Here is a 26,107-nt window from a genome sequence, read left to right as displayed (position 1 = left end):
TATTTTATTGACACCGCCAAAGGGTATAATGCCTCTAGGCTTGCCTCGAAATTGAATTTTTTTCAAACAAATTCCTCGCGGGCTTACCCGAAGTAGTTTACTAATTTCAAAATTAATCAAAACCATTCAAAATCAAAGAATACAACTTGAATATATCATAAAGTGGTTTGCATTTTTCTCAAATAAAAAATAAGGCTACCCTTTTTAAATTTCAAAGTACTGGTTTTTAATTATACTTTGTGAAAATACTGAATATAGTAAGATGATCAGTATTGGTATAACATATAAATACTTAAGTGGGTAGCCTAAACAAAAAATCTTATAAACCTATTTTTCAATGTCTTGAAATCTAAAATGTTGGAAATATATTTTTAGGAAATAGTAGGTTTTATAAATATTCTTCTTTAAAAGAATCTTTTTTATCTTTTCTTATTCGACTCAGACTCTTCTTTTGATCAACAGTTTTATCATTAGGGTCGAAGCCTATCTCGTCTTCGTGAATTTCTTCTTGGTATTTGTCTAGGTGCAGTAGGTACTACTTGATTTCTTCTTCGTGGCATATCATACGATTTATAACTAAAAATTTCGCATATTCATCGTTTCTTTTTCCTTTCTACTTCGTTTAAAAAATAAACCGTAGCTATAGCTATGCTTGATTTTTTTGCCTTGCATAAAGAAAAAATAATTCAATGAATTTATACGAATTTTTTAATCACAAATCGTATCAGACTAAATTTAGATTGATTTAAAATAACTATTCCTTAAATTAATGTTTATGTAGGTGTTGTTCTATATTATAAAAACACTTACCTCACATATATACCCTAAAAAAAATAATTATTTTAATAAGTTGGTGTACCATTTCTCATGTAAAGTGACTAAGAGTATGTTTAAAAAGAATACAAATTGAAAATCAATAGCTTGAGGTTCTGAGTACACTTCAAATGATGAGTATATCGAGATATTTACATTATTTGAAGTAGACTCACGGTTCTTAAAATATTTGTTTTCAAGAAGTAAGGTTTTTAAACAAGCTCTAAGATATGCGTATTACTTACAGATTTTCAGATGTTAGTGATATCAATTTAGAATATGAAAAATTAGCAATATAGATTAAATGAACTACAGCTAATATTTATAACGGAATATTACCGTGCTTTTTATTAGGGAGTTTGGCTTCTTTATTTTCTAACATTGTAAAAGCTTTGATTAATTTTCGTCGTGTGTTTTTTGGAAGTATCACTTCATCAATAAAGCCACGTTGTGCCGCTCTGTACGGATTTGCAAATTTTTCTGCATACTCCTGTTCTTTTTCTAAAAGTTTAGCAGTTGGATCATCGGCAGCCTTAATTTCTTTTCTAAAGATAATTTCGCTGGCACCTTTTGCTCCCATTACAGCAATTTCTGCAGATGGCCAGGCAAAATTTAGATCAGCACCAATATGTTTTGAATTCATCACATCATATGCTCCACCATATGCCTTGCGAGTAATAAGGGTGACACGTGGTACTGTCGCTTCACTTAGTGCATATAGTAATTTAGCCCCGTGTACTATAATCCCATTCCATTCCTGATCGGTACCTGGTAGAAATCCCGGAACATCTACTATTACTAATAAAGGAATGTTAAAACAATCACAAAAACGCGTAAATCTAGCTGCTTTTTTAGAACTATTCACATCCAGAACTCCAGCGAGAAACATAGGTTGATTAGCAACAATACCGATGCTTCTACCTCCGATTCTGGCAAAACCTACAATGATATTTTCTGCATAGTTTTGATGAATTTCAAAAAAAGAATCTGTGTCAATTATTCCGTGAATTACCTCATGCATATCATAAGGTTTATTAGGATTATCCGGAATTATATCCGTTAGTACATCTCTTATTTCATCTGTTAGGGGATATGATATTTTTTTTGGTTTTTCTTTATTATTTTGCGGGATATAACTGAGTAGTTTTTTTAGATCTTCCAGGCATTGTATATCATTGGGAGATGTAATATGAGCAACTCCTGATTTAGAGGAATGGGTGCTGGCACCTCCTAATTCTTCTGATGTTACTTCTTCATTTGTTACCGTTTTGACAACATTAGGACCTGTAACAAACATATAGCTTGTATCTTCGACCATCAAAGTAAAATCGGTAATTGCCGGAGAATAAACAGCTCCACCTGCACAAGGTCCCATGATTGCAGAAATTTGTGGTATAACTCCAGAGGCTCTTACATTTCTATAAAAAATATCAGCATATCCACCTAATGATCGTACTCCTTCCTGAATTCGTGCACCACCAGAGTCGTTTAATCCAATAATGGGGGCACCAACCTGAACTGCAAGATCCATCACTTTGCATATTTTCTCTGCGTGTGTTTCTGATAATGCACCACCAAAAACTGTAAAATCTTGAGCAAAGATATATACCAGTCTACCACGCACAGTACCGTAACCAGTGATAACTCCATCGCCATAATAGAGCTCTTTTTCCATTCCGAAATCAGTAGTTCTGTGTGTTACCAGAATACCGATCTCTTCAAAAGATCCTTCATCAAGGAAATAAGATACACGTTCTCTTGCTGTTAATTTTTTCTTTTCGTGTTGTTTTGCTATACGTTTTTGGCCACCACCTAACTTAGCTTGTTCGATTTTTTCTTGTAATGCAGTTATTTTAGGATTCATAGGCTTAGTTTATGGGTACTCTTACTGTTTTTTGATCTTTAAAATACTGTTTCATGGCTATCATTGCAGCTATTTTAGCTTCTTTTTCTTTTTCAATTTGTAAAGATTCTGGAGTATAATGTTTTTTTACAAAATGGGTGTCAAATTTTCCAGAACGAAAAGCTTCGTGTTCACAAACAAATTTACCAAACGAAAGAGTTGTTTGTATTCCTTCTATATGATATTCCTGGATAGCTTCTATCATTAGTTCAATTGCTTCTTCGCGTGTTTTTCCATAAGTAATTAATTTTGAAAGCATAGGGTCATAATAGATAGGAATATCCATTCCTTGTTCAAAGCCATTATCTACTCTAATTCCTGTTCCTACCGGGATTTTGTAGGTGCTAAGGTTTCCTACACTGGGTAAAAAATCGTTCAGGGGATCTTCTGCATATACTCTTAATTCTAAGGCGTGTCCCTGAATTTGTAGCTCTTTTTGTTGTATAGAAAGTTTTTCTTCTCTTGCAACTCGTATTTGTTGTTCTACCAAATCGATACCAGTAATAAGTTCTGTTACAGGATGTTCTACCTGTAATCGTGTGTTCATTTCCAGGAAGTAGAAGTTATTATGTTCATCTAGTAAAAACTCAACGGTTCCCGCTCCTACATAATCACAGGCTTTTGCTACCTTAATGGCGGCTTCTCCCATTTTGGCTCTTAGTTCGGGGGTTAAAATACTCGAAGGTGCTTCTTCGACCACTTTTTGATGACGTCGCTGTACACTGCACTCTCGCTCAAATAAATGAATTGTATTCCCATAATTATCTGCCATTATCTGGATTTCTATATGCCTTGGAGATGCCACATATTTCTCAATAAAAACAGAACCATCTCCAAAGGCAGAGGTAGCTTCACTAATTGCACGTTGCATCTGTGATTCGAGGTCGTTTTCCTTTTCTACTATCCTCATTCCTTTTCCACCACCACCAGCAGATGCTTTTATCAAGATTGGGAATCCAATTTTGTTTGCAATTTCTTTAGCTTTTACGACATCAGTTATTGCTTGATCTATTCCAGGAACCATTGGGATATTATAGGCTTTTACAGCTTCTTTTGCTGCTAATTTACTACCCATAACTCGTATAGCTTTGGGTTTAGGTCCAATAAATATGATATTATTTTGTGTGACTTGTTCAGCAAAATCCGCGTTTTCACTCAAAAAGCCATAACCAGGATGTATAGCATCTACATTAAGTTGTTTGGCAACTTCAATAATTTTAGTCCCTAACAGATATGATTGACTAGAGGGAGCTTCACCAACACAAATTGCTTGATCAGCAAATCTTACGTGGGGTGCATTCCTATCAATTGTAGAATATATAGCTACAGTTTTGATACCCATGCTTTTGGCTGTTTTCATTACTCTGATAGCAATTTCACCTCTATTAGCTACTAATATTTTTTTCATCAGTTTACTTTTGTTTTCGTTTTACTCGATAATCGAGATTTAAATGCTCCGAGGCTTGCCTCGAAATCAAAATTTTTTTTTCAATAAATGCCTCGTGGGCTTGCCCCGAGATAGTTTACTACCTCTCTATAAATGCATTATATTTTATACCATTTTTCAACTTAAATTACCCAATCAAATCATATTTTTTTTATGGGGTTCTTCAAAATAAAATTAACCGTAAGGCTATGTTGAATTTTTTTTGGTCTAATCTGAAAATTTTTTGTTCTCTTTTGAGTACATTCTAGTAAGCATTGAAATACTGGAATTATTCGAATTCTATTAATAGCCTCCCTTTATCTACGGCTTCTCCTGTAACAACATTGATTGATTTAATAATACCTTCTCTGGGAGAAGTAATAATATTTTCCATTTTCATAGCTTCTAATATCAACAGATAATCGTCCTGCTTTACTGATTGTCCTACTTCTACCTGAATATCAATAATGAGACCTGGCATGGGGGATTTAATGATGTTCACTTGTTTGGAAACACCAATAGAAAACCCCATATCCGTGATCATCTGATCTAATCCATTGGCAATAGTAACATCATAGACATTAGAGTTTACTTTTACCGTATAGCTTTTGTCATTAAAATTAGAACTTATAATTTCTGTATGAAAAGATTTATTATTATCGAGTATGTGATATTTTGATAATGAGGTAGATAGTATATCTAATTTATTCACATCTTCTTCATTAATATCAATTTTGATACTATTATTGACCTTTACCTTATAGTTGTCGCCCATGATAATGTAGTATTTAATACTTGAATAGTATAGCTAAATAGGGTTATTTATTAGAAAAAAACAAATTAATTATGAGTTTATTGAGAGTTTTATACTCTTGAACTCATCTTGAGTAATGCTCTGACCTACAAAATTTACATTTTACACTCTAATTTTGTCGTTTTTTTTAACGCTATGGCTATACTGAAAAAAACTACTTCATTACAGTACAAAAACCAAACTTTTTCGGTTTAAAACAACTACTCAAGATGAGTTCATTGAATATAGTATTTTGATAAAAAATCTGATGGACTAAAATGAAATCTGGAAGCGATTAGTTATATGACTAATAATATTAGTTTTTATCATTTTTAAATACTACAACTAATCAAAAAAAAAGCTATTTTTCGGTAGAATAAAAAAGTAAACCACATTACCATTGAGTACATTGGTATGTTTAATTCTTTTTTTTTGAAATCCATATATTTTCAACATAATTTGTATAAAATAAAGATTAAAATTAGTGTGATTTATGATTTACTTATTTTTTTGCGTATCTGCAAGAAATTACTGCAAAGAAGTGTTTTTTTTGTAACTTAACTAGGATTTTAAAAGAGTTTTCTTGTATTTTGTCGGCGATATGTAATTAAGTTAATAAATATGCCTGGATGTAGGCAATAATTTTACATTTATAAATACTTTGTTATAAAAAATAGAAATAAGCTTAAGATAATATTTTCCTAAAAATAGTATGACCTAAATATATTAATAAATGAACAAACCTATGAAATCAGTAATTTTATTTTCTTTAGTTAGTGTTTTTCTTATTTCCTGTAAATCGCAACAGGGTAAAGAAACAGTTAACGAAACAGAAAGTTTAGAGGTTCTTAATGAAGATCAAGGTAAAATTATCATTAGTGGTAAGATAACGAATAAGAAAAGAGCCAAATTGGCATATGCAGCCATACGATTGGTTATTGATACGAACCAATGTGTAGGTACTTCTTCTAATACTAAAGGTAAGTTTGAACTTGCGGTGGATGTATCAAAGATTAAAGAAGATAGTTACCTGGAGGTTGTGTATAAGGGATATTCTAAGAAAGTGGTTCCGTATACTAATTTTGCAGATGGATCTGCTATTGTTCTTGACAAGATTGGAGAAGTAATTTCTAAAATAGATTATCGTATTTATTACGATGGGCTTCAGCAATGTAAGAAATAGATTTTATTCGATAATCGAGATGTAAAAATGCTCCAGCTGGAAATTAAAGTAATAAGTCATTCATAAATAACTATTATATCTATATTTACAATAGATATAATAGTTATTTATAGTTTATGGCTTTTATAGAAGGTTTTGGGATAGGATTAGGGATGATCATTTTTGTAGGCCCTGTATTCTTCTTGTTGCTCAATAGTAGTCTTCAGTACGGTGTAAAAGCGGGCGTTTCTGTGGCGTTGGGGATCATTATTAGTGATCTTGTTTGTGCTGTCTTATGTTATTATGGCCTGTCTTCTTTTATGATTGCATCACAAAATCAATTTTGGATAGGAATTGTGGGGAGTCTTATATTAGTTGCACTAGGGTTTTATTATCTGTTTAAAAAAGTTAAGATCATAAATGAAATAGCTACTTCTTCTTCTGCGATAAGTACTTTTTTTATAAAAGGTTTTAGCGTGAATTTTTTTAATCCCTTCGTTTTTATAGTTTGGATATGGATATTTAAATACGGGCAAACCAAATATGATGAGCCTGGATTATTAGGGGTTTTTATTGGCTCTGTACTTTTAGGTATTCTGATTACTGATTTGTTCAAAGTATTTTTGTCAAAAAAGGTAAAAAAACTTGTTTCAGAAAATAAACTCCTGATCTTCTTTAAGATAACAGGTGTTGTTTTATTAGTATTTGCGGTGCGGGTGCTATCAGCAGTTTTGTAAAAACACAAACTTTTTGGTTATATTTGGTTTACAACTTTAAAAATAAACCAATATGGAATTCAATTTTTTAATTACTGCTATTGCAGCACTCATACCCATGATTTTAGGTTTTATCTGGTATAATCCAAAAGTTTTTGGTACTGCTTGGATGAACGCATGTGGTTTTACTGAAGAAGATTTAAAAGGAAGTAATATGGCTTTGATTTTTAGTCTTAGTTATGTATTTAGTTTTTTTTTAGCTTTTATTTTAAACACTTTTGTAATTCATCAATTTGGTTTTTTCTCTACTTTAATGAATGACCCTGATTTGATGAAAGAGGGCACAGAAACATATCAATATGCCCAAGATTTTATGAATAAATATGGAGGTAATTTTAGAACCTTTGGTCACGGAGCTCTTCACGGTACTATGATAGGACTTATGGTAGTTTTACCTGTATTGGGAACAAATGCTATGTTCGAAAGAAAAGGGTTTAAGTACATATTGGTTAATGTAGGCTACTGGGTAGTCTGTCTTGCATTCATGGGAGGTGTGATCTGTCATTTTGCTTAGAAATGTTTATGCTATATATAAAAGAGGTGGTTTTTACATCTCTTTTTTTATAATTTATTGCCTAAAACTCTTGTGAAAAGCTTTTTTAATAAAGGAGAAACTTTTTGAATGTCAGGTTTTCTTTCTCTGGCCTGTAACTTTCCGTTAGCATCGTAGTAAAGTTCATAACTAAATACAAAACGACCATTCTCCGTATTTATACCTAATTGTCCAAACCTAAGATCATTAAATATAATCTTACCGTTTTTGTTTTCAATGGTATACCACCCTTGGGATAATTTAATTAATCTGGAAATTAAAGGGTCATTTTTCATAGATTGTATTAGGTAATGGTTTTTAGGATATTCAGTAAAGTTAATAGCATTATCATCATCCAGGAGAGAATAATAACCGATCATAAATGAATTTTCTGTTTCTACATTTGTTGTCCATAATAGACTGTTAAGAGGTGTAGGCTTTGTTTGAATTTCTTTGTAGATAATACCTTGGTTTTCTAAACTGTTCTGAAATATACGGTAGGTATACCATTTAAATCCTACTGTAATTATCATATATATACTACTCACAATTAATCCCAGGTTATTTAATTTTCTTCTTTTAGGATCTGTTCGTTTATAAAACATAGCAAGAATAACCATACTCAAAAATGGGATAGTGTACAAAGGATCGACTACAAAAATATTTTTAAACGATACCTTGTAGCTCAATGGCCAAAATAGTTGTGTCCCCCAAGTTGTGAATGCATCAAGTATGGGGTGAGTAAAGAGTCCCAGAAACATGAGTTTTGTCCAGTCTTTCCAGTCAGCTTCTTTGTTTTTATATAATTTTGCAACCATCGAGCCCAAGAGAGGAGCCATAAGGATAGAGAATAAAACTGAATGAGAGAACCCTCGATGCAGCTCATTGGCTGTTACATTATCTACAAAATATTTGAACAATACATCAAGATCGGGTATAGTACCAGCAATAGCACCCCATAACATTGCTTTATTACCTACTTTTTTTCCAATGGCCGTTTCGCCTACAGCAGCGCCTAAAACAATCTGAGTTAATGAATCCATCGTTAGTCTAACTGTATTTTAAATGGATTTCTTATTTCATATTCATTTGGAGAAATAAAATCGATCAATGGTTTTAGTAGCTTGTTAGAAATTGGATTGCCATGTCGAACATAAAGTTTCATTTCTATTGGTTTAGCACCTACACAGCTTTTGATAATTTCTGCTGTCCTACCGAGCCTTAGCGCTGATACTTTTTTTGCAAGAGCAATTTCCACATAGTCATATAACATTTTCTGGTAAATATCGTAGGTTTTGTTGTATTGATAATCGATACCTATATGATTGGCTTCTAATGCATTTTCCAAAACAAATGAAGTGGTAAAACCGACTAATTTATTATTTAGGAAATAACCTTTAAAAATAAAGGTATCAGTCAGATTTTTTTTAAGATTTTTGAAGGTAGAAGCATCGAGCTTTCCTATTTTAAATTCTGCTTTCTCAATAACAGATAGATACAAGGTATTGATGTCATTTTTATAGTAAGCGATGTCTTCTGAGCTAAAGTCTTTAACAACGATATCAGAAGAATTTTTAAACACTTTTTTTGCTCTGGTTCTAAATTTAGTTTTCATACTACATAGATAATCATCAAAATGATTCCAATCATCCTGTAATTGTAATACCATATTAACATCGATTCTAAACTCTCTAAAATCTTGTTTTTTTATTGAATCACTCGTGTTAAATGATTCGGGCCAAAATTCTTTTAGTAAAATAAAGGATGGCTTATCTGATGATTCTGTCTTACGTATTTCACGAAGCGCATATGATAAGTTTTCAAATGCTTCAGTAGCATCAATTTTATTAGAGTACATAAAACCGTGTTCGCCACAAGAAAATAAGTTGCCACAAACAAGCACTCTGACATCCATGTTTTTTAGTAAAAGATTTCTGACAGCATCACTTATTTTACAAGGAAATTCTTGAAGTTTTAATTCGTTAGGATTAAATTTAATGAGTTGCGCGGCAGCAATTGCTACAGGAATATCATTATTATAAAATATGATATACCTAAAACTAATATGCGCTGACAAGGAGTTTTCCAGAGTTTTAAGATATATGAGCGAAAGAAAAAGATTATTATTAGGATTAATAGTATTCCAATCTGCAGTAGGGATGTCTTTTATTTGAGTATAAAAAGAATATTGTATAGAGGAGGTTTTACACCTGTTTTTAATTTTTTCTAGCATTAATCCCTATTAATTTACTGTTTAAGCAGATCAAAATTACAGTTATTTTATCAGAATCTTGTTAAACGTTTGTCAATTTTAGAATAAACGTAATTTAAGGTATTTAATCAGTTGAATAAAAGAAGAGTGTGAATAAGGTGTTGTTTTGTCGTTGAATCAGGGTGTTTGAACGAAAATTTCTGAGTGTAGCTTATTTTTAACTAAAATTAATGATAGAGTTTTAAATAAGTTTAGTTTTTTTGAGTGTAATTGGAAATACTTATGGGAAAATCAGTTAATTTCGTCTTATTGATCGATGACGATAAGGCGACTAATTTCTTTAATGAAAGGGTAGTAACTAAACATACTAGTTTCAGTAAAGTTAGTACGGTGCAGAGTGGGAAAGCTGCATTAGAGTATTTAACTGCTGTAGAAAATAACACGGCAAAAAAACCTGACCTTATATTTTTGGATATTAATATGCCAGCGATGAACGGATGGGAGTTTTTAATAGAATTTTCTAAACTAAATAAAAGTACTACGGACGGAATTAAAGTAATTTTGTTATCTACATCATCTAACCCTGATGATGTTAAAGAGTCTATTAAAAATCATTCTGTTGATGATTTTATTAGTAAACCTTTATCTCTTGGTTTATTGGATACTATTGTAGAAAAACATTTTTCGCAAAGAATATCTGTATAATTCGTAGTGATTATTTGTTTTTACTAAATATGCAGTTTATTGGATCTGACTTAAAAATTTACTCGATAATCGAGATGTAAATGTTCTGAGGCTTAGCTCGAAATCGATTTTTTTTTACAATAAATGCCTCGTGGGCTTGCCCCGAGGTAGTTTATTTAGTAAAAAGAAACACTTCTGTTATGTAAATTTTTGGATCAGAAGCCGTATTGTACTTTTATGATGTATATATGCTTAAGAATTTTTATCTACATACGTAATATGAAGACGTGATTATTTGTTTTTTGAGCTATATGCAGGTGCGGGAAAATACTGTTTGCATGTTGATTTCTTGAAAGCGTATTATAGAACAGTATATTTTTGATCCATAAAGATTTCGTTTAAAAAGTAGTTTCTCCAGAAGAATTTTTTGATTGTTGTGTATAGTAAAAAGGTAATGTCTTTGTTACAAGTAACTGCAGGTACAGTGCTATTTGTCAAGAATAGGGCAAAAAAAAACGACATCTATTACGATGTCGTTCTAAAAATTTTATTTTGGGGCTACAAAATAAAATCTAGTATTAGTTATCATTAAAACTTGCAAACTGTAGCATTGCACTTTTAGTCAGTTCTTTAGCTCTGTTTACATAGAAATTTTTTGTATCGTCAAGTGTTTCATTTTTTAGCTCGTTTTCACTTCTTACATAATCTTTTTGAGTTTCGAATAAAGAATCATTATCAAAGGCAATGCTTAATTCCTGAAGCGCATTTTCTAGCTTTTGTAATGCTAATTCTGCTTTAGTTTTTATAATTGCCTGTTCTTTTAATTCTGCTGCGCGTTCTGCTTCAAATGCCGCTTTAGCCTTTTTTTGTTCAGCTATTTGTTGTTCTAATTTTTTTTGTTCGATTTCTAATTGACGCTTTTTTTCTTCTAATTCTTGTTGCTTTATTAATACTTCCTCGGTAGCTTCATTGATATCATCTGCAATAGCTATATCTTCGGTGTAAGGAGTGTTATTAGATTGACAATCAGTTAACTGCTCTAGTAATTTAGGGCCTAGTTCTTTAGCCTGTTTCGCATAAAATCTACTACGCTCATAAGTGTCTTCTTCTAAAGAGTTGATCATATTTGTTTTGGCTTCATATGCAGTCTCATTAGCTTCGCTGCAACCACATTTGTCAGCTAGATTTTCTACTTTTTCAAAAGCTTCTGCTGCTTTGTCAGCATACTCCTGTGTATGGAAAACATTATTGGCACTGTGTGCTTTTTTAGAATGTGAATATGCATAACTTGCAGCCGTCATAGCATCTTCATAAACATCTTGAGCATTTGTTTGAAGGATGAAACATGCTGAAAATAAAACTAATGTGAATCTTTTCATTTTATTGGGGCTTTATTAATGAACACTACAAGTATACAATAATTCTTAAGTAACATCCAAAAAATAACGTCATTAATCGACGAAATACGCACTTTGTCTTATTTTTTATGGCTTAACCATAAGTAAAGTGATATATATCCTACTGTTTTTAAGTATGGAAAAGTTGTAGTATTATACGATAATCGATGAAGTGCATATTGATATCTTATTTCCAGTAAAAAACAAATTTAGTGCAATTATTAAGCCGTTTTGTTAGTTAATTACGTATCTTTCGACTATACATTCTATGAAAAAGCTTATTATATCTTCGATTAATCATAACCTCAATAACGCGATTACCTTATTAGACGTGATCGATTCAGATACATACTGCAATGTATCTGTAGGTCCATATTACTCAAGTGTTGGTTCTCATATTAGGCACACATTAGATTTTTTTGATTGTATTATTAATGGTTTAGATACGAATGATATCGATCTTACTTTACGCAAAAGAGATGAAGTCTTATCTACTGATAAGGAAGCTGCAAAAGCACATATTTATGCACTTCAGGAAACGTTAATGTCGTATGTTGACGTAAACACAGATTATCTAATTCATGTTACGGATAATATGGGGCAAGGAAAAATTAGAGTAAATTATACACTGGAAAGTATCTTGGCGCATGCCAATAGCCACGCAATACATCATTATGCTACTATAGGTTATATACTCAGTAGTCTGGGAATTGAGTTAAAAATCCCTGGTTTTGGTTATAATCCCACAACACCAGTTAATAAAAGAGAAGGGATTTAATTAGTGTATAAAGTTGTCATTGAGTAATTTTTGGTATTGAACTCATCTTAGTACTGCTTTGACCTACAAAATTTACATTTTGCACGCTAATTTTGTTGATTTTTTTAACCGTAGCTACGGCTATACTGAAAAAAACCTATTTCGTTTATAGTACAAAAGCCAACCTTTTCGTTTGAAAACCACTACTCGAGATGAATTCATTCTCTCTTTAAAATGTTTTAGAAAAAATCCTTATAATTTTTTAGTACTTCGCATCTTTCTTCTGTTGGATGTTGGAGTAGGAATAGTGATAAAAAAATCAAATAGATAATTATAATCAATCTCATTGTTTTATAACTTACTAAAACCCATTTCACATTTATGCATTTTTGGGATAAGATTTGTCAGTTGGCGCGCTTCTAATTGATGAGAAGTGTATCGAGAATAGAATTTTAATCCAAAAAAAGCTGTTCTCGATACATTTTGTCTTCATGCCATTTAGACGAAACACTACTATTGACGTATTCTTTAACTCATCAGTTTATATACGGGATAAAATTTTTATCAGATGTCTCGAATTGACGCTTTTTTAACATAATTATTTCTAAGTGCGTAACAGGTTGATGATAAATAAGTTTCTAGATTGTAATAAGTATATAAAAACCCCTTAATTATTGATAAATAATTAATTATTCTAAGGATTAGTGCTTATTTTTGAGTATTACTAACCTCACAAATCCCTTATTTATATGCAAAAACTATATTTAAGATTCTTTATTCTTATATCGTTTGTAGTTTTTTATGTCCAAGGTCAGGATGCAAATGACAATTGCGATGAATGGGAGCAACAAGCAGATAATATCACAGATGTAGCTAAAGCAATGGAATTAAATAAATTCTATATGGCCAAGGTATCTGAAAAATGTAAAATAAGAATATTTTTTGATCAAGGGAATCTGTATTTAAGTAAACTCAAAATAGATTCAGCACTTTATCATATAGATAGAGGAATTACATTGGCAAAAAATCTGGAAGCAGAAGAAGAGTTAGCTTTTGGGTATACCGAAAAAATAAATATTATTCTTGCTCAAAATAAGTTTGAAGAAGCACAGAGCCTGATTAAACAATCCAGAACTATTTTAGAAAGCTATCCTAATAGCTTTGCCTGGGTACACTATTATGATAAAAAAGGATATATGTCATTTTATGAGTCAGATTATTACGCTGCTCTGGATTATATGGATTCGACAATTATTGCAGCAAAACGAAGCAAGCATATAAAAACTATCTACACCACATATGAGAATAAAGGAGTACTATATAAAAATTTGGGAGATTATGAAAAGTCTGCTGAGAATTATCTTTTATCTATCAAATATCAGGAAGAATATAATACTACAAAAAATATAGGAATTACCTATAGATATTTGTCTAACAGTTTTTTTAAACTCAAACAATATGAAAAAGCCAAACAATATGTCCAAAAAGCAATAGCGCTAGGGCTACAAAATAATAATGAGTTTATTTTGATGACTTGTTATACAAATTTGGCAAGCTATAATAGATATTTAAAAAATATAGAAGAGGCAGACATGGCTATAGATAAAGCTGTAGCGTTATCTCTAAAGACAAAATCAGACAAAATAACTGCTGCAATTTTTTTAGAAAAAGGGAGGTTATATTTATATAATCATAAAAAGTATGATGAAGCAGAAACGTTTTTATTAAAGGCATATGAAGCCGCTAAAAAAGCCAAGTTACAGAATCTTCTCTATGATGTATTGGTAGAGTTAATAGAATTAAGCATTATCAAAAATAATCCGAAGGATCTAAAAAATCATATTACTTCATTAACAGAAATCACAAAAAACACGCAAGACCCACATAATAAAGCATACTTGCAGAAGGTCTATAGCAAATACAATGAGATAATTAATCGTCCGTACGAAGCTCTGAAGCATTTAAAAGCATATTATACACTTCAGGATTCTATAGTAAATACGGAAGTTTCTGGTAAAGTTGCCGCTTTAGAAAAAAAATATGATACCCAAAAAAAAGAATTAAAGATTGCTAATCTCAATAAAGAAAAGCAGGAACAAAAATTGATCACACAAAAAGCTGAGGCAAAACAGAATTTGTATTTATTGATAGCGATGCTTTTGTTTTTTCTGTTAGTTGTAGGTGTTTTGGCTTTCCGAAAATTAAGAAAACAACAAAAGGAATTGACAATGACCAATCAGGTCAAGAACAGGTTATTTTCTATCATTGCTCACGATTTACGCGGTATGATCATTCCATTCCAACGATCAGGTAAAATCCTCAAGCATCATATAGATAGGGAGAATTATGAAAAAACAATAGAAATATCCAAAGCTTTAGAAAAAAACTCAGAGGGTCTTTCTAATATGTTGGATAACTTATTAAATTGGTCACTAGACCAAATGAAGGGCTATGTTGTGAATCCAGAAAAAATTTTTGTAGGTAAAGAACTTAATGAAATTAGTGAAGGTTTTGACCAACAGGCAACCTATAAAAACACAAAAATAAGGATAAAATATAAAGAGGATATACCTATAAAATTTGATAAAGGAGCTTTTCATGTCATATTTAGAAACCTTATTGGTAATGCCCTGAAATATACTGAAAATGGTACGATAAGAATTGAGTTTAAAAAAGATTTTAATACGCTACTATGCTCAGTAATTGATACAGGAGTAGGAATGTCTGAGGATCAGCTCAGGGATATTTTTACTTTAAAAGAAGGGAAAACAACCGCAGGCACATATGGAGAGAAAGGTACAGGTCTGGGACTTAACTTGATATATCGTTTTGTGAAAATGAATAAAGGGGTTATTAATGTATCTTCAAAGAAAAGGATAGGTACTCGTTTTGATCTAAGTTTTCCTATATCTGAATCCTTTACAAAAGATCAAACAGATGATTCAGAATCATTATCTGCCTAAATTTGATAGGATCTAATGTTTTTAGTTTTTCAGAAAGAACATTCACTTATTTAGTTTTGAGTTGAATTTGCTTATAAAAAAGCAAAAATTTAACGTAGCCAAAACTGCGATTAACTTTTGTCTAATACGATTTGTGATTAAAAAATTCGTATAAATTCATTGAATTATTTTTTCTTTATGCAAGGCAAAAAAATCAAGCATAGCTATAGCTACGGTTTATTTTTTAAACGAAGTAGAAAGGAAAAAGAAACGATGAATATGCGAAATTTTTAGTTATAAATCGTATAAGAGCTTGTTTAAAAACCTTACTTCCTGAAAACAAATATTTTAAGAGCCGTGAACTTACTTCAAATAATTAAAATATCTCGATATTCTCATCATTTGAAGTGTCCTCAGAACCTCAAACTATTGATTTTCAATTTGTATTCTTTTTAAACATACTCTAAAAAGTATCAGGTGAAGAGATATAGTTTTATATCAGAAAAGGTATTACAAAGAGAGTAAAGTAGGCAATAGTATTAGACAATCTATAGATTAGTTGGCTTTTTTTAATGGTCTTGTAAACTTTTGATTAAGGAGAATCCATTTTAAAAAAGGTTTAAAAAGAATGCTTTAATTCGGATGAATTTATCCGAATTAAAAATAATACAATATATTTGATTGTTTTTTAAAAGCAAAATATGTTCTCTAAAGCCTGCGAATATGCTATTAAAGCTTCGATTTATATTGCACAACAATCATTACAGGGTAAATGTGTTAACCTAAAAACTATTGCAAAAGAAATAGGTTCTCCAGAAGCATTTACGGCCAAAATACTACAGGAATTAGTAAAGAATAATATTTTAAAATCAAAAAAAGGTTCTAAAGGGGGATTTTTAATTGAGCCCAAAAGCGTGTATACAATAATGCTTAGTGAGATTGTATATACAATTGATGGGGATTCTATTTATAAAGGTTGTGGATTGGGTCTTAAACAATGTAATGCTCAGAAACCTTGTCCATTACACACTAAATTTCTGGATGTAAGAAAAAATTTAAAAAATATATTAGAAAACACCAATTTATATGAGTTAACCAACGATCTGGAAGTAGGAATTTCCTATCTGAATAGGTGAGAAGTAATGATATAAAAAAGAATTGGCACATGTTTTGACTTAGTTGTGAGAATATTAGAGAATTTTACTCAGTGAATATTGTGATGAATCTCTATTATCGTAATGAAAAAATAATTAGAAATGAGCCAAAGCAGCTAAATTGATACGGATCGAAAATGTTCAATGGCGAATTCTATCAGACAATCAAAAAATAACAAAAATAAACAGATGTAACTAACAAAAAAAAGTATATGGGGGCTTATAAAATTACTTCTTTGATTTTTATCTTTTTAACAATTTTTAATATTTCTGCTCAGGACAAAAAAGAGTATTGTGAACAGTGGCATAGGCAAATGGATACCATTCAGAATTATGAAAAAGCGTTAAAGCTTTGTAAAAAAATACTTCCTAAAGTAGATACAACATGTAAAACAGAAATATTGATCTCTCAAGGGTACATGTTTTTAAATCAGAGAAAAATAGATTCTTCTTTTTATTATCTAGATAAAGGAATAACGTTAGCAAAAGAAATAGATAATACAGAACTTTTGTCATCGGCGTATGGAAAAAAAGCATATGTATATGCAATGAACAATGAAATAGAAAAGGCTGAGGGACTATTGAAGAAAACAAGGGAACTACTTACTCAGTATCCAAAAAGTGAACATTGGATTTTGTATCATCAGAGTCAAGCCCATCTGGCAGATATCGATGCAGATTATGAAAAAGCATTAAAACATACAGATTCTACAATTATTTTATCAGAGCGCAACAATTTTAGTGATTATTTACCCTCTTGCTATGGAAACCTAGGAACCTATTCTATTAGGGTATCACAATATGAAAAAGCAGCAGACAGTTTCTTAAAAGCAATTGCAGTTCTGGAAAAAGAGAGTAATCCTTCTGATTTGGATTTGTATTATTGTATGTTGGCGACCTCATATGAAAGATTTAGTCAATATGATACAGCAATAAAGTATTTCAATAAAGCTATTACAGAGACTTATAAAAGTGGTAATACCTATATACGTATGATCACGTATTCCCGGTATGCAGATGCTCAAAGAAAAAATGATTTACATACAGAAGCTCTTGAATCTGTAGATTCTACATTAGCAATAGCCAGAGAGTTAGGAGATCAAACATTTATATCAGACGGACTTCACACCAGAGCGACCATTTATTTTGAAAATTTAGAAGATTATGAGAATGCAGAAATTTATTTTAAGCAAGCTTATAAAAATGTACTAAATGCACACTCCGTAAAGAGAATGGATGATATGATGTTGATCTCGGCAATTGATGGGATGGCAAAAATTAACCTTCACAAAAAGAAGTATACTGAAGCAAAAAAATATATAGATTTATTAGAAGAAAAAGTGGATGAGTCTAATGTCTTGATTTTTAAAGAAGCTTTGCATAAATATAAAAGTGAATATTATGAGAATATAGGACAATCTGAATTGGCCTTGAAAAATCTTAAAAAATACCATTCCATAAAAGATTCTATAGCTAATAGTGAGGTAAAAACGAAAGTAGCTGATCTGGAAAAAAAATACGATACCAAAAAAAAGGAATTAGAGATTGTAACGCTTAGTAAAGAAAAAGAGAAGCAAGAAAAAGTGATAGTAAAAACGACTCTTAAACAAAACTTGTTTCTTGGTTTTTCTATTGTTTTAATATTGTTTTTGTTATCGGGCAGCTGGGGGTTTTATAAGTTGCAAAAACAAAAACAAAAACTGATAAAAGCGCATAGTAATCTAACGGAGCTAAACAATGTTAAAAATCATCTTTTTTCAATTATAGCTCACGATCTAAGAGGGATGCTTATCCCTTTTCAACGGTCAGGTAAAATATTAAAATATCATATAGATAATGGAAATCATCAGCGCACCATTGAGTTGGCTCAGGAAATAGAAAAAAATTCGGATAGCTTATCCAGTATGTTGGATAATTTATTAAACTGGTCATTGGATCAAATGAATGGATATACTATTAATCGTGAGCAAATTTTAGTTGGAAAACAACTCAAAGAAATTAGTAGTAGTTTTAATCAACACGCGGTCTATAAAAACACAAAAATTGAAATAATGAAGCATGAGGAAGTCTGTCTATTATTTGATAAAGGAGCTTTTCATGTTATATTTAGAAATCTTATTGGTAATGCCCTAAAATATACCGAAAACGGAAATATAAGAGTAGAATTCAAAAAAGATTTTAATAGGTTATTGTGCTCAGTTATTGATACCGGAATAGGCATGTCTGAAAATCAGTTGAATACTATTTTTAAATTAGAAAAAAAGCAATCTACTACAGGAACTCGAGGAGAAAAAGGGATTGGACTCGGTCTCAATCTGGTATATCGTTTTGTGAAAATGAACCAGGGGCTTATTGAAGTTTCTTCAAATAAACGTACAGGTACACGTTTTGATTTAAGTTTTCCTATTCTAGAATTATTAACAAAAGATAGAACCAAGGATTCAGAACCTTTGTCTACATAAAAAATGGAAATAATGAATATATATATAGTAGAAGATGATTTATTTCATTTAGAAGATATTAAGATAACCTTAGAAGAATTGGGATATGATATGTTGAATAGTTCTGATGACCCTTTTGAGGCACAAGAAGAGATAGAAACGATTAGACCTGATATTGTTCTGATGGATATTCATTTACAAGGGAGACAATCAGGAATTGCATTAGCAAAGAAAATCAAATCATTATATGGTATTCCTATTCTGTTTACATCATCAAATACGGATACAGGTATTATGTCTGAAGCTGTAGATATAAACCCAATTGGTTATCTAACAAAACCAATAAATAAAAATGATCTCAAAGCAGCAATGATACTTGCTCAAAATAATATTAGAGAGGAAGAGAAAGAAGAACTATCAGATATTTTTGTGAAAAGCGGAAACAAACTGGTAAAAGTAGTTATTAATACGATTCTCTTTGCTCATACGGATTCTAAAAATTATTGTTCTATAGTGACATCTGATAATAAAAAATTATCAGTAAGATACTCTATATTAGGATTGCATAAGTTATTGGGTAGTTCTATTTTTATTCAGACACATCGTTCCTATATTGTTAATTGGCAAAAGATCGATTTTTTTCATGAATCGGATCAAGTTATAGAAGTGCAAGGGCATCATATTCCTCTGGGCAGGACTTTTAAAGAAGAAGTATACAATAGGCTTAAGGTAATATAGCACGTTACAAGAGCTCCTTTTCCTCAAATAAGTACAATAGATCCACAAAATACTGTAGTAAGTCCACAATTATAACTTACCCTAAGAATTCCTTATACATTTGCTTACATTAATTTAGGAATATTAAATTTTAAGCAATGAAAACAAAAAGCAAATTTTTTAGAAATTTAGGGAAAGTTACATTAGTATTATCAGTTTTATTTATATCATCCTGTGGTAGTGATGATGATGGTGGAACAGTGATAGCAAACGTATTTGCAACACTTCCTGCCGATGTACTAGACACGTATGATGGAGAGTTAACATATACACCCGCTGATGGTATGGGAATTGTGGCTGGAGTAGAGGGTACAGCTACAATCTCTCGTTCGGGAGAAACTTATACAATTAGCTTTAGTAATGAAGTGCCTGCAATTACGGGGCTAAGATTTATTGGCGAAGACGATGGAAATTATGCATCTGTAGGAACTGATGGATCTGCAACAGGTATTTCTATAGATGATGATGAGCTCACTGTTGGAGCAGCAATTGATGGTAATGCCTGGGCATTTGTTCCAAACTAATCTAATCAGTAAAAGCAAAATTTGATAATACAGAAATGATTTAATTAAATCATTTCTGTATTATCTACGATACGACCATTTTCGTTTTAAAATTACACATTCAAATTTGTGTTTTTTTGTTGATTTTCAAAATAAAATAAGCTGAGCTCTTATGATGTTTTAATTTTCTTTTTTGCCTAAACAAAAAAATGATGCACGCCATTGCAGTATATTTAGAATAGAAATGGTATCAAAAATGTAATATTACTTTTATCAATATTAGTTCTGGTATATATATGAAAACGACAGCTGCACATAAATTTATAATACATTCTATTTTTTGTATACTGCTACTTAGTTGCGGAAGTAAAAAATCAATAAGGACAGAAGTTGTAAAACCTCCCATAGTTTCTCTTGATCCTTTGATTAAAAGGGTGGGTATTCTGGATAGAAGTATACCTTCTTCAGAAAATACTGGATTAGATCAAGCTGATAAAATACTATCTATAGAAGGAACAAAACTAGACAAAGAAGGTGCAGAACAAGCTATACTAGCATTAAAAACAGCTGTTTTACAAAATCCAAAATTTACAAAGTGTATCGTATTACCGGTTAAATTGGATGAAAACCTTGGAGGAGGAATTTTTCCGTCACCGCTGAGTTGGGATAAAATAGGGGAGTTATGTAAACAGCATAGTGTAGATGCTATTTTTAGCTTGGCATTATACGATACTGATGCTAAAGCCGCTTATACAGTAGAAAACACTAAGATTAAAGGTCCTTTAGGTCTGGAAGTGCCTGCTATTTCTCATAATGTAAGTATAGATACTAAAATAAAAACAGGGTGGCGCATTTATGATCCGATGAGAAAAAAAATAAGCGATCAACTGACTGTAAATAAAAAAACCAAATCAACGGGTAAAGGTGTTAATCCTATAAAAGCTATTGAAGCTGCTAAAAATAGAAAGCAATCTGTTTTGCAAATAAGCAGGAAAATAGGAGAAGATTACGCATTGAGATTATTACCATACAAAGATAATGTATATAGAGATTACTACGTAAAAGCAACATCAAGTTTTGAAATTGCAAAACGAAAAGTAGAAACTGGTCAATGGGAAGGTGCAGCCGAGTTATGGAAGAAAGAAACATCTAATCCTGACCCAGAGATTGCCGGACAAGCTTGTTTTAATATGGCTTTTTATAATGAAATTAAAGGAGATTATACGAAAGCAATCGAATGGGCAACCAAATCATATACAGACTATGAAAATAAAAATGCATTACGATATATTGATGATCTTAGAGAAAGGACAGATGCTCAAAAAATGATTAATGAAAATTGATCGTATACATTAGAACTTAAGTAGAGTACTATAAATTATTGATTATGTGTTGTTTTTATAATGAAAAGGGGAATTTTAACTTTCATAATACAGTTGACAAATGAAACTTATATTTACATTATTACTTTCGGTATTAATCCAGTCTACTTTTGCACAAAGTGATGGATATGGATTTATTAATTATCAACCAGAAAACGTTCCTCCTGGGGCTACCAGTGTTACTATAAATTTTAGCAGCATAATTGATGATTTTCCTAATAATGAGGCTGTAGGGTCTATATTTTTTTATATTGAAGAAATTGATGAAGAGGATTTAAATGTTTTTGGTCCTATAGGAACTGAACTGGGCTTCTTTAATTTTGTTTTAGGAGAAGGTGCTATTGATTTTACAGAGGCGATTCCTCTTAATCAAGGAGAAAGTTTCAGCGATCAATTGCCATCCGGACGGATATATAGAATATATGCACAAGGTGGAATTATAACTGATGTAAATACCAATGAACAATTAGGAAATATGGATGCTGGTGATCCAATGGAGATAAAAGTTAGTACCAATATTTATGAATCCAAAATTGATCTAACAATTCTGGAAAGATCAGAACAGGTATTGCAAAGTGAGGATTTCATTATCAAAACCAGAATTGATACCGAACCTCTGGATATAGATGAGTTTGGACAAATTCGTTTTCAGATACATGAGGTAGATGAATCAGATATCCTTAAAATTGGTGATGTAGGTTCTCAAGTATTTGTAAGTCAGAGTGAGTCCATCTTTATAACTTCAGGAATTATTGATCAGGATATTACTATAACAGCACCTTCAGTTTTGAGTAAAGATTTACCAGAAGGCAGAACCTACAGAGTAAGAGTTCTTAATGAAGGAAGTGTGCGGGCTGCTCCTTTTCCTTATGAGTTAAAAGTTATAGATGAGACTACATTATCAGTCTCTGATCATAGTCTTTCAGAACCTATAACTATTTATCCTAATCCAGTTATTAATAGTATAAAAATCCATGGGAATCTGGTTGTAGATGTATATAAAATCTATGGACTTTCGGGAAGACTGATCAAAAAAATGAATAATAAAGAATCTTTGGATGTCTCAGATTTAGTTCCCGGAATCTATTTTTTACTTACAGATATGGGTACAGCAAGATTTGTTAAAAGATAGTCCAGGTATAAAAAAGAGACTATTTTTTACCAAATAAAGCATCCATAATGGTCTTTAACCCTTTAAAAACCATGAATATAGCAAATGCAGCTCCGAGTAACCCTAAACTTAGGATAGGAATATAATAAGGATGCTCTTGATTTTTGAAAGCAGAATGTATAACTATGGGACTAATAAACATAAAGATGAGTGCGATAGCCATTCGCTGTACACCTTTACCTAATAATTCTTTGTCTGTTCTTTTAGGCTCCATACTGATTTATTGCAGTACGTACACTACCAAATTTTTCTAATAATTCTGTAGCTAATACTCTTTCGATTTTTAATTCATCCATAAGCATACGAATACCACGATCTACCAATTTATTATTACTTAATTGCATATCGACCATCTTGTTGCCTTTTACTTTGCCAAGTTGAATCATAGCAGCGGTAGAAATCATATTCAAGACTAATTTTTGAGCAGTTCCGGCTTTCATTCTGGAACTGCCAGTAACGAATTCAGGACCAACATTGACGACAACAGGAAATTGTGCCGTGTTTGCCAAAGGACTTCCTTCATTACAGGTAATACATCCTGTAATGATATTGTGATCCTTACATTTTTGTAATGCAGCAATCACATAAGGCGTTGTACCAGATGCTGCAATGCCAATAACAACATCTTTTTCAGAAATATTATAGGTACTGAGGTCTTCCCAGCCTTGATCAATACTATCTTCTGCAAACTCTACGGCTTTTCTGATAGCTGTATCTCCCCCTGCAATTAATCCGATAACCAGGTCATGAGAAACGCCAAAGGTAGGAGGACATTCGCTGGCATCTACAATACCCAACCTACCACTCGTACCTGCACCCATATAAAAAAGGCGCCCGTCATTTTTTAATTTTTCAACAATTTGTGCTACTAATATTTCTACCTGAGGGATGGATTTCTCTACTGCTAGAGGGACTGTTTTATCTTCCTGATTGATATTGGTCAATACTTCCTGAATAGTCATTTTTTCCAGATGATTATAGCTAGAAGCTTGCTCTGTAGTTTTGTTGAATTCCATGCTTCAAAAATACGACTTTTAAGAGCAATTCTAAAATAAGATGAGAATATCAGTGTACTAATGAATTAGAGATTGAATAACTTAATTAGTATCAATGAGGAGTAAAAAAACACCAATAATTTTTAAACATCTTCTTTACAAACATCAGGAAATCTTTTATAATAGACAACATCAAAATTTTTAGAAATAATTAGAGAATAGTCTTTCTACTCTGTTTTTTCAACTGTAAGTTTCTTAAATAAGTTTAGTATAATCATCCCATATTAAGAACGATTTTTCAATTTTAATTACTATAATCCGAAAAATATATGGCTAATTACCAGGTATCATATGGTAAAACCATAATCAATGATTTAATGAGTTAAATAGTTGGTAATAATGTAGTTATGTTTGGGTACATGAAAATGTATTTGATCCTGAAAAATAGGTTTTCAGCGAAAATCAGCGATTAATTTATTAAGTGACCATAACTTTTCTTTAAGACCTATTTAAGTTTGATACAGATTAACTAAATAACTTAAAAACTATGAAAAGCATATTAATGATTTTATTGTTTCTTAATTTTATAGGGCTATACTCTCAGCAGGATGAAATTTATACATCACCGATAACAACTATGAAACAAGTTGAAGTAAAAATACATTATTCGTATAAAGAGATGAGTATATCTAAAACATATACACAGCCTTGCTCTTTGGCAGAATATGAAGCTATGATTAGGAGACACATTGAGTTTACTGGTAAATTAATAGAGCAGAAGGAAAGAATCCAAAACAAATCAATCACAAAAATACGAGTTACAGAGTCAAAAAAAGATTTGGTAGCAGCAAAATTTTTATATTACAGAGTAGATGATTTTACTAAAATGTATCAAAAACAAAATTACCCTCTACTGAAATGTTTTAATTTAGAAGCACTTAGCAGTTATCACGACTTTTTAAAAATAGTAACAAATACGTCCCGATATGCCAGTCTCTAATAGATAATTCAACTAGGCAAGTTTGATATGATTTCCAGAATGTACTCTTTAACCATTTCTGTTGATTCAAACAAATATTAAAATCCGATAAATACAGGTGGTTTTTATATAGTAAACTGTTAGTTAACCAGTGTTTTTCAAGCTGAAATAATCTTATCAAATTTTATGCAAGTAGTGTGCTTAATTTACTAAAGAAACAATTAAAACATCTCACTCATCCTCTTAAAACTATATATGAATGAAAAAAAACATAGTAACCTGTTCACTATTAATTGATGATGATAAAGCGACTAACTTTTTTAATAAGTATTTGTTAATGAAACATGATGCGTTTAAAAATGTAACAGTAGTTCAAGGAGTCAAGGATGCTCTGGAGTATCTTCAGAGTTTAGATAATCAATTAAACTTAAAGCCTGAATTGATTTTTTTAGACATTAATATGCCGTGTATGAATGGATGGGATTTTTTAGAGGAATTTGCAAAGTTAAAAGAAGAAATCATTGATAACATTAAAGTTGTTATGTTATCTACTTCTAACGACCCAAATGACCTTAAAAAAGCTTCTAATAATAAATATGTAAATGACTTCATAAACAAACCATTAACGTACTCAATTATTGACAAAATTATACAAGAACATTTTTCGTATGAAATAACAAAGTAAACTTAGTTTTTACGTTTAGATTATATAACCTTACTACTTATGAAAAAATTAAAATTTTTACTCATTGATGACAGCCCTTCTACCAACTTTTTTAATAAAGTTATGATAGAAAAAATATCCGTATCAGAAGAAATACAAAATGTGGAGAATGGAGCAGAAGCTCTTCAAGTTTTAAATTCTTACGTCCCTGATCTTATTTTATTAGATATTAATATGCCAGTAATGGATGGATGGGAATTTTTAGAAGAATTTCAAAAGTCAGATGCCAGATTTAAAGATGTTATGATCATTTTAATGCTTGGAGCGGAGTTATCTGAAAACAAGAAGGAATTAATAAAAACCATTCCTTATATAAAAGGATGTGCAGAGAAAATGCTAACACAGGAGGCAATTACAGATTTTGTAGCAAAGTTTCATGAAAACATTTTATTGAATAAATGCGAATCAGTTTTGGGTGAAATTTAATTGAGAGTTATTTTTCTGTCTTAATTTTTCATGAGAGTGTAAATATAACCTTGTCTGAATACTAAATTTTTAATTTATACATTATTCAGATAAGATGACAAAGACAGAACAGCAAGAATTAGAAAAGAAAGCTCTAGAACAGTTTATGACTGGCAAGA

Annotated in this window: 23 protein-coding genes; 15 read left to right on the top strand and 8 right to left on the bottom strand. The window is 31.2% G+C overall.

Going from position 1 to position 26,107, the window contains the following annotated elements; genetic code table 11:
* Nucleotides 1–1,135: 1,135 nt before the first annotated feature.
* The 3 genes from F0000_RS18445 to F0000_RS18435 form a co-directional block, all read right to left on the bottom strand.
* Nucleotides 1,136–2,677, bottom strand: coding sequence for an acyl-CoA carboxylase subunit beta (locus F0000_RS18445; RefSeq protein ID WP_149626204.1), 1,542 nt, complete (start codon nt 2,675–2,677; stop codon nt 1,136–1,138).
* 4 nt (nt 2,678–2,681) lie between these two features.
* Nucleotides 2,682–4,124, bottom strand: a complete 1,443-nt coding sequence (accC, locus tag F0000_RS18440; RefSeq protein ID WP_149626203.1) for an acetyl-CoA carboxylase biotin carboxylase subunit — start codon at nt 4,122–4,124, stop codon at nt 2,682–2,684.
* Nucleotides 4,125–4,431: 307 nt separating this feature from the next.
* Nucleotides 4,432–4,917 (bottom strand): acetyl-CoA carboxylase biotin carboxyl carrier protein subunit, encoded by a 486-nt coding sequence (locus F0000_RS18435; RefSeq protein ID WP_149626202.1) that lies wholly within the window; start codon nt 4,915–4,917, stop codon nt 4,432–4,434.
* 763 nt (nt 4,918–5,680) lie between these two features.
* On the opposite strand from F0000_RS18435, the gene F0000_RS18430 reads away from it, so the two are divergent.
* The 3 genes from F0000_RS18430 to F0000_RS18420 all read left to right on the top strand — a co-directional run bounded on the left by F0000_RS18430 (nt 5,681) and on the right by F0000_RS18420 (nt 7,387).
* Nucleotides 5,681–6,118: a carboxypeptidase regulatory-like domain-containing protein gene (locus F0000_RS18430; RefSeq protein WP_149626201.1), complete on the top strand. Its 438-nt coding sequence runs from the start codon at nt 5,681–5,683 to the stop codon at nt 6,116–6,118.
* Nucleotides 6,119–6,234: 116 nt separating this feature from the next.
* On the top strand, nt 6,235–6,834 hold the full coding sequence (locus F0000_RS18425) for a LysE family translocator (protein ID WP_149626200.1): 600 nt from the start codon (nt 6,235–6,237) through the stop codon (nt 6,832–6,834).
* 52 nt (nt 6,835–6,886) lie between these two features.
* Nucleotides 6,887–7,387 carry a DUF1761 domain-containing protein gene (locus F0000_RS18420; protein WP_149626199.1) on the top strand — a complete coding sequence of 167 codons (501 nt, stop codon included), beginning with the start codon at nt 6,887–6,889 and terminating at the stop codon, nt 7,385–7,387.
* A 47-nt stretch (nt 7,388–7,434) separates the two neighbouring features.
* On the opposite strand, the gene F0000_RS18415 is transcribed toward F0000_RS18420, so the two are convergent.
* On the bottom strand, nt 7,435–8,448 hold the full coding sequence (locus F0000_RS18415) for a metal-dependent hydrolase (protein ID WP_149626198.1): 1,014 nt from the start codon (nt 8,446–8,448) through the stop codon (nt 7,435–7,437).
* A 2-nt stretch (nt 8,449–8,450) separates the two neighbouring features.
* The gene (locus F0000_RS18410; RefSeq protein WP_149626197.1) at nt 8,451–9,638 is read right to left on the bottom strand and encodes a hypothetical protein; all 1,188 of its coding nucleotides are present in this window, start codon (nt 9,636–9,638) and stop codon (nt 8,451–8,453) included.
* A gap of 261 nt (nt 9,639–9,899) precedes the next feature.
* Here F0000_RS18410 and F0000_RS18405 point away from each other — a divergent pair, with 261 nt between their 5' ends.
* Complete coding sequence (locus F0000_RS18405) at nt 9,900–10,322, top strand: response regulator (RefSeq protein WP_149626196.1); 423 nt, start codon at nt 9,900–9,902, stop codon at nt 10,320–10,322.
* 557 nt (nt 10,323–10,879) lie between these two features.
* Here the strand turns inward: F0000_RS18405 and F0000_RS18400 are convergent.
* Nucleotides 10,880–11,680 carry a hypothetical protein gene (locus F0000_RS18400; RefSeq protein WP_149626195.1) on the bottom strand — a complete coding sequence of 267 codons (801 nt, stop codon included), beginning with the start codon at nt 11,678–11,680 and terminating at the stop codon, nt 10,880–10,882.
* A 286-nt stretch (nt 11,681–11,966) separates the two neighbouring features.
* Here F0000_RS18400 and F0000_RS18395 point away from each other — a divergent pair, with 286 nt between their 5' ends.
* The 8 genes from F0000_RS18395 (at nt 11,967) to F0000_RS18360 (ending at nt 22,786) form a co-directional block, all read left to right on the top strand.
* Nucleotides 11,967–12,476 (top strand): DinB family protein, encoded by a 510-nt coding sequence (locus tag F0000_RS18395; RefSeq protein WP_149626194.1) that lies wholly within the window; start codon nt 11,967–11,969, stop codon nt 12,474–12,476.
* Between the two features lie 728 nt (nt 12,477–13,204).
* Entirely contained in the window at nt 13,205–15,418 is a 2,214-nt protein-coding gene (locus tag F0000_RS18390) for an ATP-binding protein (protein WP_149626193.1), read from the top strand.
* Between the two features lie 680 nt (nt 15,419–16,098).
* Nucleotides 16,099–16,533 (top strand): Rrf2 family transcriptional regulator, encoded by a 435-nt coding sequence (locus F0000_RS18385; protein WP_149626192.1) that lies wholly within the window; start codon nt 16,099–16,101, stop codon nt 16,531–16,533.
* Between the two features lie 230 nt (nt 16,534–16,763).
* Nucleotides 16,764–19,013, top strand: a complete 2,250-nt coding sequence (locus F0000_RS18380; protein ID WP_149626191.1) for an ATP-binding protein — start codon at nt 16,764–16,766, stop codon at nt 19,011–19,013.
* A gap of 12 nt (nt 19,014–19,025) precedes the next feature.
* Complete coding sequence (locus tag F0000_RS18375; RefSeq protein WP_188112183.1) at nt 19,026–19,730, top strand: LytTR family DNA-binding domain-containing protein; 705 nt, start codon at nt 19,026–19,028, stop codon at nt 19,728–19,730.
* A gap of 137 nt (nt 19,731–19,867) precedes the next feature.
* A complete protein-coding gene (locus tag F0000_RS18370; RefSeq protein ID WP_149626189.1) occupies nt 19,868–20,293 on the top strand; it encodes a hypothetical protein in 426 nt (141 codons plus the stop codon).
* A gap of 275 nt (nt 20,294–20,568) precedes the next feature.
* Nucleotides 20,569–21,615: a DUF6340 family protein gene (locus F0000_RS18365; RefSeq protein ID WP_149626188.1), complete on the top strand. Its 1,047-nt coding sequence runs from the start codon at nt 20,569–20,571 to the stop codon at nt 21,613–21,615.
* Nucleotides 21,616–21,715: 100 nt separating this feature from the next.
* Nucleotides 21,716–22,786, top strand: a complete 1,071-nt coding sequence (locus F0000_RS18360) for a T9SS type A sorting domain-containing protein (RefSeq protein ID WP_149626187.1) — start codon at nt 21,716–21,718, stop codon at nt 22,784–22,786.
* A gap of 19 nt (nt 22,787–22,805) precedes the next feature.
* Here the strand turns inward: F0000_RS18360 and F0000_RS18355 are convergent, their stop codons facing one another.
* Both F0000_RS18355 and murQ read right to left on the bottom strand, forming a co-directional pair.
* Entirely contained in the window at nt 22,806–23,039 is a 234-nt protein-coding gene (locus F0000_RS18355) for a DUF6095 family protein (RefSeq protein WP_149626186.1), read from the bottom strand.
* The gene (gene murQ / locus F0000_RS18350; RefSeq protein WP_149626185.1) at nt 23,029–23,841 is read right to left on the bottom strand and encodes an N-acetylmuramic acid 6-phosphate etherase; all 813 of its coding nucleotides are present in this window, start codon (nt 23,839–23,841) and stop codon (nt 23,029–23,031) included. The genes F0000_RS18355 and murQ overlap by 11 nt, the downstream gene beginning before the upstream one ends.
* A gap of 526 nt (nt 23,842–24,367) precedes the next feature.
* Between murQ and F0000_RS18345 the strand changes: the two genes are divergently transcribed.
* From F0000_RS18345 to F0000_RS18335, 3 genes are all read left to right on the top strand, one after another.
* Nucleotides 24,368–24,820, top strand: coding sequence for a hypothetical protein (locus F0000_RS18345; protein ID WP_149626184.1), 453 nt, complete (start codon nt 24,368–24,370; stop codon nt 24,818–24,820).
* 238 nt (nt 24,821–25,058) lie between these two features.
* A complete protein-coding gene (locus tag F0000_RS18340; protein ID WP_149626183.1) occupies nt 25,059–25,484 on the top strand; it encodes a response regulator in 426 nt (141 codons plus the stop codon).
* A gap of 39 nt (nt 25,485–25,523) precedes the next feature.
* The gene (locus F0000_RS18335) at nt 25,524–25,949 is read left to right on the top strand and encodes a response regulator (RefSeq protein ID WP_149626182.1); all 426 of its coding nucleotides are present in this window, start codon (nt 25,524–25,526) and stop codon (nt 25,947–25,949) included.
* The last annotated feature ends 158 nt before the right edge of the window (nt 25,950–26,107 follow it).

Origin of the sequence: Aquimarina sp. RZ0 (assembly GCF_008370685.1) — a bacterium.
Taxonomy (GTDB): Bacteria; Bacteroidota; Bacteroidia; order Flavobacteriales; family Flavobacteriaceae; genus Aquimarina.
Note: the sequence above shows the minus strand (reverse complement) of the source record. Positions and strands in the feature narration are given on the sequence as shown.